The sequence below is a fragment of the Mixta mediterraneensis genome (assembly GCF_014946725.1).
Lineage (GTDB): Bacteria > Pseudomonadota > Gammaproteobacteria > Enterobacterales > Enterobacteriaceae > Pantoea > Pantoea mediterraneensis.
Genome location: NZ_JACFXY010000003.1, coordinates 49626 through 62727 on the forward strand (window position 1 = coordinate 49626; position 13102 = coordinate 62727).

Consider the following 13102-nt stretch of genomic DNA (forward strand, 5'->3'; position numbering starts at 1 on the left):
GGTTACCTCCCGGCCTGCACAACGCAGTAAAACAGCGACAGAAAGATACCGCTGTTGCAGCGGGGGGGTTACCAGAGGCCATCCCGTCCGCTGAGCGGATGAGGGATTTCAGGACGAGCGGCAGGGAGGCCGCGAAGAGGACGGCATGAGCCAGGACGGCGAATCCGTCCGGTCCGTAAAGAAATCGCGAAGAAGCGAAGGCACCGCGTAGCGGCGGGCGGGCTGGCCGGAAGCGCGGGTCAAGGGTTGCCGCTCTGCAACCCTTGTCGGTCGCCCGCAGCGGCAGTAATGAAACTGCCCGTCTGCCCGGGCGAACGAAACCTCACCGCGCTGATCCGCAGCACCAGACAAATCCTCACCGCGCCAGATCGCGCCCCGAACAAATCTCTCACCACGCTGGTTCGTGCCCCGAATACCCTCTTCAGCGCCGGTTCGCGTCCGAACCAAACCAGCCGGGTTACCTCCCGGCCTGCACAACGCAGTAAAACAGCGACAGAAAGATACCGCTGTTGCAGCGGGGGGGTTACCAGAGGCCATCCCGTCCGCTGAGCGGATGAGGGATTTCAGGACGAGCGGCAGGGAAGCCGCGAAGAGGACGGCATGAGCCAGGACGGCGAATCCGTCCGGTCCGTAAAGAAATCGCGAAGAAGCGAAGGCACCGCGCAGCGGCGGGCGGGCTGGCCGGAAGCGCGGGTCAAGGGTTGCCGCTCTGCAACCCTTGTCGGTCGCCCGCAGCGGCAGTAATGAAACTGCCCGTCTGCCCGGGCGAACGAAACCTCACCGCTGGTCTGCGGCATCAGACAACCCCCTCACCGCGCCAGTTCGCGCCCCGAACAAACATTTTCAGCGCCCGTTCGTGCCCGCCCCCCACCTCCGCTCGATCAGCCTGACGCCCCTAAAAGCATATTCGCCACCAGATACTTCTTCCCGTCCTCACCCTCTTCGGTATAAACACCCTGCAATTCCGGTGAGAAACCTGGCAACAAATTGACACCCTCTTCCAGCGCAAGGAAATACCGTTGCACCGCCCCGCCCCATACTTCGCCGGGCACAACACACAGCACGCCTGGTGGATAAGGCAGCGCGCCTTCGGCAGCAATGCGTCCTTCAGCGTTGGCAATTGGCACCAGCTCGACGTCGCCACGAATATAAGCCTGATGCGCATCCTGCGGATTAACGTTCACCTGCGGCAAGCCTTCCTCGCGGAACATCATGCGCTGCAAGCCTTTTACGTCATGACCCACATACAGATCATGCATCTCCTGACACAGACGGCGCAGTGTATATCCGGCATAGCGTTTACTGTTCTTGCGATAGATAGTCGGCAGTACTTCAGCCAGCGGTGCATCCTCTTTAACGTGTTGCTCAAACTGCGCAAGCATCGTCACCAGATGAGCCATCTTCTCTGGGCTTTCCGCTGGCGTCAGCAGAAACAGGATGGAATTGTGATCGCATTTTTCCGGCACAATGCCGTTTTCTCGCAGGTAGTTAGCCAGAATAGTCGCAGGAATACCGAAATCAGCATATTCCCCGCTCGCTGCATTAATACCCGGCGTAGTCAGTAGCAGCTTACAGGGATCGACCCGATATTGATCGCGATCGTAACCGGCAAAACCATGCCACTTTGCGCCTGGTTCGAAGCTGAAATAGCGCAGATCGCGGGCAATTTCTTCGGTCGGCGCGTCCTGCCACGCCTTACCTGCTACTGTTGCTGGCACGAAAGGCAGGATCATTTCGCAGCGTTCAAAAATCGCTTTACGTGCCTCAATTCCTGTGGTCACGCATGCTTCCCACATACGACGCCCCGCTTCGCCCTGATGCATCCTGGCGTTAATATCCAGCGCGGCAAACAGCGGATAAAACGGGCTGGTCGAAGCATGCAACATAAAAGCGTTATTCAGGCGCTTATGAGGACAAAAACGCTTCTGGCCGCGAATATGATTATCTTTTTTGTGAATTTGTGAGGTCTGAGAAAAACCCGCCAGTTGCTTATGCACTGACTGAGTAACAAAAATGCCGGGATCGTTTTCATTCAGATCCAGCGTCAATGGCGAGCAGCCTTCCATTAGCGGAATAAACTGCTCGTAGCCCAGCCATGCCGAGTCAAACAGGATGTAGTCGCAAAGTTGACCGATACGATCCACCACCTGACGCGCGTTATATACCGTGCCGTCATAGGTGCCGAGCTGGATAATCGCCAGTCGAAACGGGCGCGCGTCGGTGGCACGCTGGGGTGCCACTTTTTGAATTTGTTCGCGTAAGTAACTCTCATCAAAACAGTGCGCATCAATGCCGCCAATAAAGCCAAACGGATTGCGTGCTGCTTCCAGATAAACCGGGGTCGCACCAGCCTGAATCAGCGCACCATGATGGTTGGATTTGTGATTATTGCGATCAAACAGTACTAAATCGCCGCGCGTCAACAGCGCGTTGGTTACCACTTTATTGGCGCTGGACGTGCCATTCAGCACAAAGTAGGTTTTGTCGGCGTTGAATACTTTGGCTGCATATTTTTGTGCATCCTTCGCCGAACCTTCGTGAATCAGCAAATCGCCAAGCTTTACATCGGCGTTACACATGTCCGAACGAAAAACGTTTTCGCCATAAAAATCATAAAACTGCCGTCCTGCCGGATGTTTTTTGAAGAACGCACCGCCCTGATGTCCCGGACAAGCAAAAGTGCTGTTCTGCATATCGACATATTTAGTCAGGGTCTCGAAAAATGGCGGCAACAGCGCCGACTCATACGCCTGCGCAGCAGTCTCCAGCGCGGCCCAGCCTTCTGGCTCGCCGTTTAACTCGCCGGTTACGCCTGGCAGATGCAGCACCTCTTCTTCGAAAGCATTGGCGACAAAGACCGGCAAACCGAAGCCAGTGTGTCGCAACAACGCCAGCACGCCACTACGCGTATCGGCCAACGAGACGACCACAGCCGCCACGTCGGTAAAATCAGTATTATCCAGCGTCACCACGTCGCGCGCGGTGTTCAGGGTCAGGTTCGGCGCCACAGCGGCGCTGGCAGCAATTTTTAGTGGTGTCATAACACAAATCCCTAGCAGTCAGGGAGTGGGTGCCAGAGGCACAGCACTGGGGAAAATACCCCGGCGAATAACGTCATCTCGATATGCTGTAATCAAATTGCAAGGGATGGCAGGCGGATAAATGCCTGAAAACTTACCTGAGTCAGTGACCAGGATAAGCAGCGTAGCCAACGCACCTGCAACGCAACGTATGCGGTTACAGACTGATAGACATCAGTAAAGTCAGATGACATCTGTCTTTACGCATGTCCAACAGCGAGCGTCAGGCTGGCCTCACCGCATGGTGAGCGAGGAGTATGTCACTGGAATAATCGAGGAAAACTTGCGCCGTAGCGAACGGGAACAAGTGCGAATCAGCATTGTACCAGCCATGGCGGTGTCCTTTGTCATAGGGTGACGGGCGTCAAAAAACTGGCGGTTATGATGGCATCTTTTTTCGCTAGCGACAACCCAGCGCCGGTAATTAATCAGGCAAACCACAATAATCATAACTTACTGATAAATAAATAATTAATAATAATTACAACCTAAACATTGCTTAACTATCCGTGTCTTATGCGGTTTTATGCAACTGACAAAGATGCCTTACAACCGGTATTACTCCCGGCTCCGTTCGTCAGAGCACGTCAGGAAAAGCGAAAAGGCCACCGACGGATACGACATCTACCGCATCGCCCAACAGAAGCGTAGACTTAATTCTTTCTTTCCCAACCTGCCGGAGGTTGCATGTTTAAGGCGCTGGTCATTGAAAATGACGAACAGGGTTACCGCTCGCTGCTGAAAGATCTCCCCGAATCACAACTGCCCGATCAGAACGTCACGCTCGACGTCAGCTATTCCACCCTCAATTACAAAGACGCCCTGGCGATCTGCAACAAAGGGCCTATCGTACGTCAATTCCCGATGGTGCCTGGCATTGACTTTGTCGGCCGCGTGGCATCAAGCCGCCATCCTGACTGGCAGCAAGGTGATGTGGCGCTGCTTACCGGCTGGGGGGTGGGTGAAAAACACTGGGGCGGTCTGGCGCAAAAAGCCAGCGTATCCGGCGACTGGCTGATTAAAGTCCCTGCCACGCTGAGTCCGCTGCAAACGATGGCGATCGGCACCGCTGGTTTTACCGCCATGTTGTGCGTGCTGGCGCTGGAAAAACAGGGGGTAACGCCAGAGCGCGGCCCGGTACTGGTCACCGGGGCCAGCGGCGGCGTCGGCAGTTTTAGTGTGAGCTTACTGGCTCGCCTTGGCTTTGATGTTATCGCTTCCAGCAGTCGCGCCAGTGATAAAGACTATTTGATCACTACACTCGGCGCATCGTCAGTTATCGACCGCGCCGGTTTAGCGGAACCGGGCAAACCGCTGGCTAAAGAGCGTTGGGCGGCGGCGATTGATAGCGTTGGCAGCCACACGTTAAGCAACGTGCTGGCCGCGACTCAGCACGACGGTGTGGTCGCCGCCTGCGGCATGGCACAAGGGCTGGATCTGCCGACCAGCGTGGCGCCGTTTATTTTGCGGGGCGTGACGTTAACCGGCGTCGATAGCGCAATGTGTCCAAAACCGCTGCGCCAGCAGGCATGGCAACGTCTTGGCGAATTACTGGACACCACGCTGCTTAGCAAACTCACTCAGATCATCCCGCTGAGTGAGGCCAGACAAGGCGCTCAGGATCTACTGGATGGCCATGTTCGCGGCCGGTTAACCGTCGATTGCCGTTAATACTTTTCTGCTGCCCTGACCAGGCAGCGGTTAGTTCACCTCTTCGAGGTTAACGCCAGTCGCATTTGGCAGACACAGCACGGCAATAATCCCCACGCAGTAAGAGGCAATCGCCAGACTTCCCATCGCATAGCCCAGATGAACCTGACTTGAAATTATCCCCACCAGCGCAGGCATGAGCGAGCCAAAGCCACGCCCGAAGCTGGCACAAAATCCTGCCCCGTTGCCGCGAATACGCGTTGGATAAAGTTCAGAAAAAGCCGGTGTCAAACCCGAAGCCAGGCCACCTTGTAATGCGCCGAGGAAAAAGCCTAACCCCAGCGTCATGTTCAGGCTGACGTTAGCAAACATATAGACACTAACAACCGCCATTTGACACAGCAGGAACAAAATAATTGTTTTCCAGCGGCCAAACTTATCGCTCAATCTGCCATAAAGAAACGGCCCCACCAGCGAACCTAAAATATTGATGGCTAAATATCCAGACATCGACACTACTGGCAAACCTAATTCCATACGCAGATAAGTGGGCAGCCAGGTAATCATAATATACGCCCCACCAAATATGCCGCTGGCTAATAAAGTCGCCGTCACGGTAATCCGCCTGTGCTTAGCCTGAAATATCTCCGTCACTTTCTTAGGCTGTTTATTTTGCTTTAGCTGAGAAAAAACGGCGGACTCAGGAACTAAACGACGGATGAACCACACCAGAATAGCCGGAATAATGCCGATGAGGAAAAAAAGCTTCCAGGCGATTTGCTGTGGGAAAAAATTAAGCAGTACCGGCAGAACGGCTAATGAAATTGCGTAACCCAGCGCATAACCACTTTGAATTGATGCGCCAACGCGGCCCCGATAACTGGCGCGGATCACTTCACTGATTAATACGCCACCGACGACCACTTCTCCGCCGTAGCCCAGCCCTTGTAGAAAACGAACAATCAGGAACTGCCAGAATTCGCCGCATACCGCCGTGAGCGCGGTAAAACATGCTACCCACAGCACCGTTAGCTGCATCACGCGGATGCGGCCCAGGCGATCGGCCAGCATACCTGCACTCCAGCCACCTAAAGCGCTGCCAATTAAGGATGCCGACCCCAGGATACCCGCTTCTGATTTAGTGAGAATCGCCAGGCTTAATAATATTGGCATCACTAATGAATAGATGGTGCTATCCATCGAATCGAGGGTATATCCTCCCAGACAAGCCCACCAGGTTTTTTTTCATCCCCGTTAAGCTCACCGTACCATCCTGTTTTCATTTTTCACCTGCCGTTATCTAAAAAAAGAAAAAACGCGCCACCCTTTTCAGGTAACGTCAATTATTTATGGGAAACGCTTTAAATAATTAAAGTAAAAACAGGTTGGATGACAGAAATATCATGGTCTTTTGTGATCGCTGTCGCGCTGAAATAGTATGACAAACATGGCATCTTCATATCTAAATAAATTAAAAAATAAAGATAATCATTAATATTTATTGAGTCATGATTTTTATTTATCTGGAATAGAATGCGCCTTAAAATACAGCGCATTTTTATCATCATGCTGTTTGAAGAAGTCTGGTTAACTCTGTTAACGCAAACAGTGCGCCTTGCTCCATGACCTGTTTTGGTTCGCCATTGAACTGGCGGCATTTGGCATGGGTTTCACCATTCGCCAGCGTCCAGCCAACCCAAATCGTCCCGGCTGGCGTGCCATCTGCACCGCCATCCGGGCCTGCATAGCCGCTAATTGCCAGACTAACCGGCTCCGCAGAGCGCTGACAGGCACCCTGCGCCATCTCGCGAACCGTTTGTTCGCTGACGGCGGTATGCTGTTCAATCGTCTCAGCATTCACGCCCAACAGATGTATTTTTGCCCTGTCACTGTAGGTTACAAAACCGCTGGTATAGAAATCACCGCTACTTTCAACCGCCGCCAGCGTCATGCTGATTAAACCAGCAGTACAGGATTCAGCGGTAGAGAGTCGGAGCCCCAAAGATAACAGACGTTTGCCCAGCGCTTCTGCCGCTTGATGTAGCGTATTCGCCATCTTTTTCTCCCTGTTTGTACACCCAGAGAATGAAGTATAGTTGAAAATAATCGGTTAAGGCATACGCTGAAGCGATGTTTTAAAAATTATACCCGTAGCTGGATAGAGGGACGCCCACTTTCAATATGCGGCGTTACCTGTAGCTCGGCCTGATACCAGCGCGTGAGCGTCGCTTCGGTCATGACCTGCTGCGGCGTACCCTTGGCAACCAGTTTACCCTGATGCAACAACAGAATGCGATCAGCCCACAGCGAGGCCAGATTAAGATCGTGCAGCACGGTACAGACGCTGAAATCTCCTTTGCGCGTTAGCTTGTGCAGTAATCGTAGCGTTTGCTGTTGCCAGAACAGATCTAACGCCGAGGTTGGTTCATCCAGAAACAGCCAGCCATGCGGTGCGCCATCCTGCCATAGCTGGGCGAGTACGCGCGCCAACTGTACCCGCTGCTGCTCTCCGCCAGAAAGTTGCCGATAGTCGCGCTGAGCCAACGCGGCACAACCGGTTAACGTCATTACCTCATCAACAATCGCAGCCGATTGCATGGACGGCCAGGGCGCGCGGCCCATCGCCACGACAGATTGTGCAGACTGTGGAAAAGTTATGGTATTTTGCTGGCGCATTACCGCACGCCGCCGTGCCAGCTGCTCACGCGGCCAGTTATGGAGAGGACGATCACCAAGCCGGCACTCACCGCGATCCGGCGTCAGAAAACCGGTCAACATGCGTAGCAAGGTGGATTTTCCCGCGCCGTTAGGCCCAATCAACGCCACCATCTCGCCCGCTTCGAGTGACAGATCAAGGTGATCAATCAGCGTTCGCGTGCCACGTGCAAAATGCAGTCCGTGCGCCTGTAACTGTTCCATTATTCCATTCCTCGCTGCTGACGCAGGATCAGCCAGAGAAACCACGGACCGCCAATCAGGCTGGTCAGCAATCCCACCGGCATTTCTGCCGGAATCACTACCGTTCGCGCCAGCGTGTCCGCCAGCAGCAATAAAATGGCTCCCGCCAGCGCCGACCCCGGCAGCAACCAGCGATGATCGCTGCCAAGGCAGAAACGCATCACATGGGGCACCACTAAGCCAACGAAACCAATAATGCCGCTCACCGATACGGCGGCACCCACCAGCAAGGCGCTGAGCACCAGCAGCTGACGTTGCGTGCGTTTAACGTCAATACCCATATAATGCGCATCCTCCTCACCCAGCTGCAGCAGATTGAGATGACGCACGCGGGTCTGCAACAGCAGCAACGTCGGCACGATCAGCAATGCACAAACCAGTAACGATGGCCATTGCGCCTGACTTAAACTGCCCATGCCCCACAGTGACAGCTGGCGCAGCTGCTGATCGTTACTCAGCCACGACAGCACACCAACCGCCGCGCCACATAAGGCATTTATCGCAATACCAACCAGCAGTAGTCGCGGCAAGTTACCGCGTGCCAGGCGGCTAAAGCTGAAGATCAACAGCGTCACTATCAGGCTGCCAGTAAAAGCTGCGATCATCGGCAACCACAGCGCCAGTACCGCTGGCAGCGCCAGCGGCATCACGATGGCAATGGCTACCGCTAAACCTGCACCGCTACTAATGCCAAGCAGCCCAGGGTCGGCCAACGGATTACGAAACAGCCCCTGCATCACCGCGCCCGATACCGCCAGCGCCATACCCAGCAGCACTGCCAGCAGCACGCGAGGCAGGCGGATATTCAGCCAGATTTGCCAACTCATATCGCTTAGCGGCATCTGCCACAGGGCACGCAGCGACAGTGACATGGCGCCGAGATTCGCCGCCAGCCCCATCGCCACGAACATGCCGATCAGCATGACCAGCAGCCAACGAAGATTAATCATGCTGGAGGGATTCCGCCGCCTGTCGAAGTTTAACGATAGCCTGCGGCGTATCCAGGCCAAAACCCAGCAGCGCTATAGTATCAATCACCAGCAGATTGTGATGCTGACCGGCGGGTGTCAATGCCAGCCCTGGCAACTGCCACAGCTTGTCTTTACTGCCGAGCGCCTTCAGGCCGTCATCACCGATCACCACTAAATCAGGCGCCGCAGCAACCACTCCTTCCTGGGACAGCGCCTGATAATGCGGTATGGATGCCATGGCATTCACCAGTCCAGCGCTGCGAATTGCGCCGTCAGCGGCTGTTTGCCTGCCCGCCGCCAGTGACTTCATGCCGCTATTCGCCATAATAAACAGCACGTTAACCGGCAATTTTTGCTGTGGCAGTTGCGCCAGCTGCTTTTCAATCTGCGCGTCTAACGTTTTCGCCTGCGCTTCACGGTTCAGCGCCTTGCCGATGGTAGCGATCTTTTTCGGGATAGCCTGTAGACTATTTTCGCCCGTCACCTCCACCACTTTTACCCCCGCCTGCTCGATCTGCTGCAACACCAGCGAAGGTTTCGCCAGCTCGCTGCTTATCACCAGCGTCGGTTTGAGCGCCAGAATGCCTTCAGCGTTAAGCTGACGCATATAGCCAATATCCGGCAAGGCGTTGGCTTGCGCCGGATGTTGGCTGGTGCTGTCGCGCGCCACCAGATTTTGCTGGGCATCCAGCGCATAAATGATTTGCGTAACATCGCCACCAATCGATACCACACGTTCAGTCGCAAAGGCTGGCAGCGCCATCAGCATCATCAATAACAGCGATTTCATGCCGCTGCTCCTGCCGTGTTGAGCGTCATTAGCTGCTCGCGCCAGCGTGCTTGCTCTGGCGTTCCTTCGCTGCGTTGACCATAAAGCTGCGCGATTTGCGTGCCATCGGCAGCAAACAGTTCCAGGCTGGTAACGAAGCCATCGCCGCTGGGTTTACGCGTTACCCAGCTTTCGCTGATGTGATTTTCCATTAAATGCAGGGTGAATTGCGGATTGAAGATGTTGATCCAGTTTTCCATCGGCATAAGTTTCTGCACCGTGCCAGTAAAAATTTGGGTACAGCCGCGGTTGCCGACAAAAGTCATGATTTCGTTGCCATCTTGCAGTGCCAGGTTCAGCACTTTTGCCAGCGCATCATTACTGACCTGCCAGGCCAGATCGGCATCCGCCACGCGAAAAGCCTGCTGGCGAGAAATGTTGTGGCGCTTTAATAAGCCAAAAAACTGATGTACATCGGTCATTGCTCGCCATTCGCTGACAACCGCGGCTGCGTCGATATTGTTGCTCAACTCAGCCGCAGTAACAGGCTGTACGCTGATCGGCGCGGCATTAGCCTGAGTAAATTCGGCAATCAGTGCCTGCCAGGACGCTTTATCGGTGGTTTCGGTGAGATAGATTTTCAGCACCGCATCACCATGGCGATCAAAGATTTGTATACTCTGGCGCTTGCCGCGCGTGGTTTGTTCATGCAGAGCAAAGGCGCTGTGCCATTGCGATAGAAACAGACGCAAATCGAGCGCGCGTGGATTCAGCACCAGCCCACCATGACCGCCTAAACGCAGGTTTTTATATTCGCCATGCTGTTCATGTATCGCATAGGCGTTGCGGGTGATGCTCATGGTTTCGCCGACCGCTTCCAGCGCCGCCAGTAGCGCTGGAAAATCGGTTTTCAGGGCCTGCGCATCCTGCCCGATACGCGCTTCGCACAGCTGTGCTTCGCTCATACCCATCAGCGCCGCCAGATCGCGCGCATACTTTTTCGGTTGTTCGCCCTTCAATGCCAAATAATGTTGGTAGATCGCATTCATTACGCTTTGCTCCCATGAAGATGCCCTGCACTGCCGCAGGGCTTGCTATTATCAGAAATCAACGTTTACACCCAGCTGGAAAGTACGGCCCGGCATTACCGCCAGCGCCTGATCGTTAACATCCTGTTGTGAGCTGCCACTCAGCTCACGGCTGCTGAGGTAATCCCGGTATTTACGATCGGTGAGGTTATAAATGCCGCCGCTCAGCTTGACATTTTTCGTCACTTTCCAGTACGCGGTCATATCCACCATGCCATATCCCGGTACGCGCATATAATCAGTGCTGGAATCGGTAATCGCGCTGCCACTATTGGTATAGCTTTCCCGGTTAGTGGCCTCGGCTTTTTTGCCTTTGACGAAGGTGGCGATAACGGCTGCGCCGTATCCGCGCTCCACATCATCCCAGGCTAAGCCAACCACGGCTTTCATTGGCGCAACGCTGTCAATATCAATGTACTTGTCGCCGAGGTAGCTCGACTTCGATTTCCCTTCGCTATAACCAAACGCCAGCGTGGCGCTCAATCCATTAACCTCTTCGAACCAGGTGCCAAAGTTTACCTTCGTGCTGAGTTCAGCGCCGTAAATGTAAGCTCTGTCGCGGTTTTCAGCTTCATAAATGGTGTAGATGTTGCTCGGCACGTTGGCGAATTTCGCCGGACTGCCGGAACGGGTATAGCGCGTGTAGGCAATGAAATTTTTGTAATCGTTATAGAATACCGAGGTGTTGACGGTGACACCTTCAGTGACCTGACCCTTCAGGCCCCATTCAACGTTATTACTGGTCTCAGTATCCAAATCCGCATTGCCGATCAACGCATATTGCTGCGTGCCTGCGTAGCTGGACCCCAGATTCCATGAACCGTATAGCTGGCTGGCGTTAGCAAACTGCGCGCCGCGCTTGTACTGCAAATAGGTCATTAATGCTGGCGTCAGGTCGTACTGAAAGGTCAGGGACGGCAGGACCTGCGTATCGGCATTGCCGGAGCCGTACAACGTGTCCATTTCAGATTCGGTTATCACGCTGCTACCGGTGGTCAGGCTGGAGAGATTGCGTGGCCTGGTATTTTGATACATCACGCGCACGCCAGGAATTACCGCGAAATTGTGGCTATCCAGGTCGAAATTGATCTTATCTTGCAGATAACCCGCCACGACATAGCTACGGCTGTCAGCTTCCGGCTTCATGGTGGCGCTGTAAACGCTTTGGGTCGGCGTTTCACGGAACGGACGTTCAGTCTCTTCCAGGCGTGCATTCAGGCCAGCGCTAACTTCATGGCGTCCCAGGCTTTTTGCCGCTCGGGTATCGAAGCCGTAAGTATCAACGTTGTAATCAGAGTAGACCGTTTTATATGCGCTAGCGCTTGATGGCATGTAAGTGTTGTCATGCGCCTGGGTTTGTTGCCAGTAAACGCGGGTCTGCAAACTGTCGATAAAATCATTATACGGCGTGTATTCATCGGCCAGACTGATACCCCAGCGACGGGTATCGCTCTGCTGCTGTGCGGTGCCGTAAAGCGTATTACCGGTGCTGTCCCAACTGTCGTAATGGGTGTGATTAGTTTTGTGGTAGTAATCGAAGGTTGCGCTGAGCTTGTGCTCATCATTAGGTTGCCAGATGCCAGAAGTCATAAAGGCATCGGAATGCCAGTTAGCCGGATAAGCATCCAGCACGCCGCTGTTGTTCCTGGTTTCCTGGCCATCGCGACGGCTGTAAACAAAAATACCTCGCAGTTCTTCATTGCCCGCTGCGGCGGTAATGCCGTTGTGCCAGCTGCGACTGGAGGAGTCGTAATCGCTCTGGTAACCAAAGTAGGTTTCTTTGCCCGGATTGAGATAGTCATCAGGCGTTTTATTGCGGAAAGAGACATTACCGCCAATGGAAGTGTTTGGCTGCTCAACAGACGTTGCGCCCTTCTCAATATCAACGCGCCCAAACAGGTAAGGATCAATATAATCACGTCCGATACCAAAGGTATTTAAACCCGCACGGCTAACATAACTTCGTCCGGTAGCTTCTGGCAGCGGAATGCCATCTACATCAAACCCAACACGGTTGCTTTCCAGACCACGAATGTTGTATCCGGTATAACCGGCGCGGTCAAAGCCACTTTTGCCAGCCGACGATCCCCCGCTGGCACCGGTAGCGCTGATTAGCGGCTCATAACGCATAATTGAACCAAAGTCGTTAGCACCGCGCCGTTGCAGTTCTGCCGCGCTAATCGTGGTTTTACTGCCCGCCTGTTTTTCGGTTGCCGGCGCGGTGACGGTCATCACCGGTTCGCTGGTAGCGCTTTTGCTGCTGGAGAGCGCCAATACCGTATTATCAGTGCTGGCGGCATATCCACAGGCGGTATGTATAGCAGAAGCGATCAGCGCTATTTTGTACAGACGCTGTTGTGTTGATCCCTGAAAGAGTGATGACATGAGTGCGAATTACCTGATTAATAGTTAGTATCCGCTCACTTCCTTGCTGACAGTATGAAACTATGGCTTTGTACAATAACGCCATAAAAATATTGAACTTATTTTAGGTCTGAATTGTTTGCCGGGAATCTAATGCAATTGGTAATCATTATCAATAGTATTTGCATTAAGATGTATCTTAGGCAGCACATTTTGTTAAAC

Annotated in this window: 9 protein-coding genes; 1 reads left to right on the forward strand and 8 read right to left on the reverse strand. The window is 53.8% G+C overall.

Annotated elements, in window-relative coordinates; translation table 11 throughout:
* Positions 1 to 881: 881 nt before the first annotated feature.
* Positions 882 to 3041 (reverse strand): ornithine decarboxylase, encoded by a 2160-nt coding sequence (locus tag H2P46_RS06755; protein WP_193404417.1) that lies wholly within the window; start codon positions 3039 to 3041, stop codon positions 882 to 884.
* Between the two features lie 726 nt (positions 3042 to 3767).
* On the opposite strand from H2P46_RS06755, the gene acuI reads away from it, so the two are divergent.
* Positions 3768 to 4751: an acrylyl-CoA reductase (NADPH) gene (gene acuI, locus H2P46_RS06760; protein WP_193404418.1), complete on the forward strand. Its 984-nt coding sequence runs from the start codon at positions 3768 to 3770 to the stop codon at positions 4749 to 4751.
* Between the two features lie 30 nt (positions 4752 to 4781).
* Here acuI and H2P46_RS06765 read toward each other — a convergent pair whose 3' ends face one another.
* The 7 genes from H2P46_RS06765 to H2P46_RS06795 form a co-directional block, all read right to left on the reverse strand.
* Positions 4782 to 5954 carry an MFS transporter gene (locus H2P46_RS06765; RefSeq protein WP_275092421.1) on the reverse strand — a complete coding sequence of 391 codons (1173 nt, stop codon included), beginning with the start codon at positions 5952 to 5954 and terminating at the stop codon, positions 4782 to 4784.
* A gap of 340 nt (positions 5955 to 6294) precedes the next feature.
* The gene (locus H2P46_RS06770) at positions 6295 to 6786 is read right to left on the reverse strand and encodes a CinA family protein (RefSeq protein ID WP_193404420.1); all 492 of its coding nucleotides are present in this window, start codon (positions 6784 to 6786) and stop codon (positions 6295 to 6297) included.
* Positions 6787 to 6872: 86 nt separating this feature from the next.
* On the reverse strand, positions 6873 to 7649 hold the full coding sequence (locus H2P46_RS06775) for a heme ABC transporter ATP-binding protein (protein ID WP_193404421.1): 777 nt from the start codon (positions 7647 to 7649) through the stop codon (positions 6873 to 6875).
* Entirely contained in the window at positions 7649 to 8638 is a 990-nt protein-coding gene (locus H2P46_RS06780) for a FecCD family ABC transporter permease (RefSeq protein WP_193404422.1), read from the reverse strand. The genes H2P46_RS06775 and H2P46_RS06780 overlap by 1 nt, the downstream gene beginning before the upstream one ends.
* Positions 8631 to 9449, reverse strand: coding sequence for a heme/hemin ABC transporter substrate-binding protein (locus tag H2P46_RS06785; RefSeq protein WP_193404423.1), 819 nt, complete (start codon positions 9447 to 9449; stop codon positions 8631 to 8633). Before H2P46_RS06785 ends, H2P46_RS06780 begins: the two co-directional genes overlap by 8 nt.
* Positions 9446 to 10477 (reverse strand): hemin-degrading factor, encoded by a 1032-nt coding sequence (locus H2P46_RS06790; protein ID WP_193404424.1) that lies wholly within the window; start codon positions 10475 to 10477, stop codon positions 9446 to 9448. The genes H2P46_RS06785 and H2P46_RS06790 overlap by 4 nt, the downstream gene beginning before the upstream one ends.
* A 51-nt stretch (positions 10478 to 10528) precedes the next feature.
* On the reverse strand, positions 10529 to 12901 hold the full coding sequence (locus H2P46_RS06795; protein ID WP_193404425.1) for a TonB-dependent receptor domain-containing protein: 2373 nt from the start codon (positions 12899 to 12901) through the stop codon (positions 10529 to 10531).
* Between the last annotated feature and the right edge of the window lie 201 nt (positions 12902 to 13102).

Coding starts and splice junctions, on each gene's coding strand:
- H2P46_RS06755 (WP_193404417.1), bottom strand. CDS start 3,041: ATGACACCACTAAAAATTGCTGCCAGCGCCGCTGTGGCGCCGAACCTG.
- acuI (WP_193404418.1), top strand. CDS start 3,768: ATGTTTAAGGCGCTGGTCATTGAAAATGACGAACAGGGTTACCGCTCG.
- H2P46_RS06770 (WP_193404420.1), bottom strand. CDS start 6,786: ATGGCGAATACGCTACATCAAGCGGCAGAAGCGCTGGGCAAACGTCTG.
- H2P46_RS06775 (WP_193404421.1), bottom strand. CDS start 7,649: ATGGAACAGTTACAGGCGCACGGACTGCATTTTGCACGTGGCACGCGA.
- H2P46_RS06780 (WP_193404422.1), bottom strand. CDS start 8,638: ATGATTAATCTTCGTTGGCTGCTGGTCATGCTGATCGGCATGTTCGTG.
- H2P46_RS06785 (WP_193404423.1), bottom strand. CDS start 9,449: ATGAAATCGCTGTTATTGATGATGCTGATGGCGCTGCCAGCCTTTGCG.
- H2P46_RS06790 (WP_193404424.1), bottom strand. CDS start 10,477: ATGAATGCGATCTACCAACATTATTTGGCATTGAAGGGCGAACAACCG.
- H2P46_RS06795 (WP_193404425.1), bottom strand. CDS start 12,901: ATGTCATCACTCTTTCAGGGATCAACACAACAGCGTCTGTACAAAATA.